This window comes from Methylophaga sp. UBA1464 (assembly GCF_002325665.1).
Lineage (GTDB): Bacteria > Pseudomonadota > Gammaproteobacteria > Nitrosococcales > Methylophagaceae > Methylophaga.
The window spans coordinates 68,127-71,421 of record NZ_DCSO01000045.1 but is presented as its reverse complement, the minus strand read 5'-3'; the positions used below and the strand labels follow the sequence as shown (position 1 = coordinate 71,421).

The following is a 3,295-nucleotide window of genomic DNA, read 5'->3' as shown; positions in this document are numbered from 1 at the left end:
AAGGAAATCGTTCCTGAAGGAAACGGCTACAACGAGCGTGAGACGACAGTATCCGTCGTAGAGATAAATTAAGGGCCAGAAAATGATGAGTAAATACGGAATGACAATCACACGGCGTCAAGTCACGGCAACGTCAGACAAAACTCTATTTGAACGGTGGCGGTCCAGTCTGGGGATGCTCTCATTATTTCTTATCAGTGGTTTTGCGTCGGCAAATGAATTGCAGTCACTGGATTATTCATCACTTTCAGGAAATAAAGGCCTGGTAACGCTGACATTTTCTGAAGCGGTAGAAACGCCAGAAAGTTTTGCGACGGATGAACCCGCTCGCATCGTCCTGGATTTCAGAGGTGTCAGCAATAAACTGAGTGAGACAACCAAACAGATAAACAGTGGACAAACACGCAGTATCGCAACGGTTGAAGCTGGCGAACGTACTCGTATGGTCATTAATTTATTACGCAAGCTGCCTTATCAGGTTGAAGTTGAAGGTAACGTTGTAAAAGTGATGTTAAATGACAATACCAGCGTGGCAAGTACACGACCTGATTCAGCGGTTGCTTCCAGGGGGGGCAATTCAGTTACGGATATCGATTTCCGACGCGGTGAACAGGGCGAGGCCAGATTAATGGTGGCTTTGCAAAATGAAAATACCTCATTGGAAGTGCGCCGTGAACGTGGGGATTTGATTGTGGATTTACCGGGGGTAAATTTACCGGACAAATTAAAGCGCCGACTGGATGTGATGGACTTTGCCACTCCCGTGCATTTAATTGACAGTATTCAAACCAGCAACGGTACACAGCTGATTTTGACAACCACCGGTAAGTTTGAACATCTTGCTTATCAGTCAGGCGATATGCTTGTAGTTGAAGTAAAACCCATTGCTGAACAAACTGCTGCGGAGTCTTCGGGTAGTGAGTTTGGCTTTGAAGGTGAAAAACTCTCACTGAATTTTCAGAATATTGAAGTAAGAGCCGTATTACAGCTATTGGCGGATTTCAATGGGATGAATCTGGTCACCAGTGACACCGTGACCGGTAATCTGACGTTAAGATTGAAAAATGTTCCCTGGGATCAAGCCCTGGATATCATCCTGAAAACCAAAGGGCTGGGAATGCGTCAGAATGGCAACGTCATGCTGATTGCGCCAGCGGCAGAAATTGCTGCGCGTGAAAAACAGGAACTTGAGGCAAGAAATCAATTAGTAGAGCTGGAGCCGCTTTATTCTGAAATATTTGAGGTCAATTTTGCCAAGGCATCAGAAATGGCGGAGATTCTGACCACTACCCAAGGCCAGAGTACGGCTGGAAGCTCCGCAGGTGGTTTCCTTTCAGAACGTGGCAGTGTGGTGGTTGACCAGCGGACAAACTCTTTATTGCTGCGTGATACCGCCAGTAATCTGGCCGATGTGCGTAAATTAATCGAAAAGCTGGATATTCCGGTACGACAGGTATTAATTGAATCGCGGATTGTTATTGCGAATAACGATTTTGCCAAGGAACTTGGGGTGCGCTTTGGTTCTTCTGCCCGAAGCGGAACGCTGGGAGCAGGTACTTCTGGTTCACTGGAAGGGCTTCAGGTTCCTGCTACAAATAACAATTCTGTGATACCCACAAACTCTACCGGTGTGCGTGGGCAGGACTTGAATGTGAACTTGCCCGTAGCCAATCCAGCCGGAACCATTGCTCTGGCCCTGGCGAAATTACCTTTGGGTGCGGTGCTGGAGCTGGAATTGTCTGCAATGCAGGAAGAGGGTAAGGGTGAGATAGTGTCCAGCCCACGGGTAATTACCTCAAATCAGAAACAAGCGACTATCGAGCAGGGTACGGAGATTCCTTATCAGGAAGCATCTTCAAGTGGGGCAACCTCCGTTTCGTTTAAAGAAGCGTTGTTAAAACTGGATGTCACACCGCAAATCACGCCGGATGATCGTATTGTGATGGATCTGGAAGTAAACAAAGATGAAGTGGGTGAGATTTTCCTCGGCGTGCCCAGTATTGATACCCGTAGTGTTCGTACTCAGGTATTGGTGGACAATGGCGAAACGGTCGTTCTGGGGGGGATTTATGAGCAAACTTCGACGCAGTCTTCAACACGGGTCCCATTCTTTGGTGATCTGCCTTATGTCGGATTCCTGTTCAAAACTGATCTGAATGAAAACCGGCAGCGTGAATTGCTGGTATTTGTGACACCAAAAATTATTAAGGAAGGTATGGATTATTAAATCCAGCTTTTTCAGTTAAGATAAAAAACCGGATCGACGAAGGCCTGTCGATCCGGTTTTTTTTCATGATAAACAGTTGAGTCATAAGCCGCGTGATTTCAGGTAATATATTTCTGGTGGGACCAATGGGGTCTGGAAAGTCTACTATTGGTCGACAGCTTGCCAAAAAGCTGCATCGAAAGTTTTTTGATAGCGATCGTGAGATTGAAAAACGCACCGGCGTGTCTATTTCCTGGATTTTTGAAATGGAAGGTGAGGCGGGTTTCAGAGAACGTGAACAAAAAATTATTGATGAACTCACGGCGATGGATAATATAGTCCTTGCTACCGGCGGTGGAGCAGTGCTTTCGGAAACAAATCGTCAGAATCTGGTGCGTGGCACGGTTGTCTATCTGGCGGCTTCAGCAGAACAGCTGTACCGTCGTACATCAAGAGATACCAGCCGACCCCTGTTACAAGTGGGCGATCGTCGACAGCAAATTAAACAACTTATGGCTCAACGTGACCCCTTATATCGGGAAGTGGCTGATGTGGTCCTGCAAACAGGTGATCAGTCTGTGACACGAACCGTAAATGCCGTTATAAAACAGCTACAACAATTAAAAACAAAAGATATCTGACTATGATGAATACGCTCCAGGTTGCGCTCGGTGATCGCAGTTACCCAATTTATATCGGTGAAGATTTGCTTGCTGAGAGCAGCTTATATAGTGCGCATATTCGAGGCAAGGAAGTGCTGATCGTTACCAATGAAACCGTGGCGCCATTGTATCTGGATACCGTGAAAACCGCTTTAGCTGACTATCGGGTTGACGTCGCTATTTTGCCTGACGGTGAACAATATAAAACGCTGGAAGTCATGCAGCGGATTTTTGATCGCTTACTGGAAACCCGAATGTCCCGTCAGGTCACAATAGTTGCTTTGGGCGGTGGCGTTATCGGAGATATGGCGGGCTTTGCAGCTGCCTGTTATCAGCGAGGTGTGCCGTTTATTCAGGTTCCCACTACATTGCTCTCACAAGTCGATTCTTCTGTGGGAGGCAAAACAGCGGTCAATCATCCCCTGGG

3 protein-coding genes are annotated in these 3,295 nt (G+C 46.9%); all 3 read left to right on the top strand.

Annotated features, from left to right (window positions below; genetic code table 11):
• Positions 1 to 175 precede the first annotated feature (175 nt).
• A complete protein-coding gene (gene pilQ, locus B3O33_RS05015; protein ID WP_292361239.1) occupies positions 176 to 2,227 on the top strand; it encodes a type IV pilus secretin PilQ in 2,052 nt (683 codons plus the stop codon).
• Between the two features lie 92 nt (positions 2,228 to 2,319).
• Entirely contained in the window at positions 2,320 to 2,847 is a 528-nt protein-coding gene (aroK, locus tag B3O33_RS05010; RefSeq protein ID WP_292361238.1) for a shikimate kinase AroK, read from the top strand.
• Between the two features lie 5 nt (positions 2,848 to 2,852).
• Positions 2,853 to 3,295 (top strand): 3-dehydroquinate synthase family protein (locus B3O33_RS05005; protein WP_292363123.1); only part of this gene is annotated, 443 nt, incomplete at its 3' end.

Coding starts and splice junctions, on each gene's coding strand:
- pilQ (WP_292361239.1), top strand. CDS start 176: ATGCTCTCATTATTTCTTATCAGTGGTTTTGCGTCGGCAAATGAATTG.